The organism is Vibrio sp. Vb1337 (assembly GCF_033338715.1).
GTDB classification, from domain to species: Bacteria; Pseudomonadota; Gammaproteobacteria; order Enterobacterales; family Vibrionaceae; genus Vibrio; species Vibrio alginolyticus.
In genome coordinates, this window is record NZ_JAWOTD010000297.1 from 1 (window position 1) to 1,017 (window position 1,017).

The following is a 1,017-nucleotide window of genomic DNA, read 5'->3' on the forward strand; positions in this document are numbered from 1 at the left end:
AAAACACTATACGAAAAAGTCTACGACGCACACGTTGCCGTCGCGGCAGAAGGGGAAACCCCTATTCTTTATATTGATCGTCACTTGGTACACGAAGTGACCTCTCCACAAGCCTTTGATGGCTTGCGTGAAAAAGGTCGTAAAGTTCGTCAGGTTAGCAAAACGTTCGCCACGATGGATCACAACGTTTCGACCACAACCAAAGACATCAACGCCTCTGGCGAGATGGCGCGTATCCAAATGGAGACGCTATCGAAAAACTGCGAAGAGTTCGGTGTTACCCTTTACGACCTAAACCACAAATATCAGGGCATCGTCCATGTTATGGGCCCAGAGCTAGGCATTACTCTACCGGGTATGACCATCGTTTGTGGTGACTCTCATACCGCAACACACGGGGCATTTGGCTCACTGGCTTTCGGTATCGGTACCTCTGAAGTTGAGCACGTATTAGCGACTCAAACGCTAAAACAAGCACGTGCGAAAACAATGAAAATCGAAGTGAAAGGTAAAGTCGCACCGGGTATTACCGCGAAAGATATCGTTCTAGCGATCATCGGCAAAACAACGGCTGCGGGCGGTACTGGTTATGTGGTTGAATTCTGCGGTGAAGCGATTACTGACCTTTCTATGGAAGGCCGCATGACGGTATGTAATATGGCCATTGAATTGGGCGCAAAAGCAGGCCTAATTGCACCAGATGAAACCACGTTTGAATATATCAAAGGTCGTAAGTTCTCACCGCAAGGCGCAGATTTTGATGCTGCAGTAGAGTACTGGAAGACGTTAAAAACTGACGCAGATGCCGAATTTGATGCCGTAGTAACGCTAAATGCTGCTGACATCAAACCACAAGTAACTTGGGGCACAAACCCAGGTCAGGTCATTGCCGTTGACCAACCGATTCCAGCACCAGAAAGCTTCACTGATCCAATCGAAAAAGCGTCTGCTGAAAAAGCATTGGCTTACATGGGCCTAGAAGCAGGCAAATCATTGTCTGATTACCAAGTAGATAAA

Annotated in this window: 1 protein-coding gene; it reads left to right on the forward strand. The window is 47.5% G+C overall.

Annotated elements, in window-relative coordinates; genetic code table 11:
• Positions 1–1,017, forward strand: a 1,017-nt coding sequence (gene leuC, locus R7E42_RS25760) for a 3-isopropylmalate dehydratase large subunit (RefSeq protein WP_318073351.1), incomplete at both ends; no start/stop codon positions are given.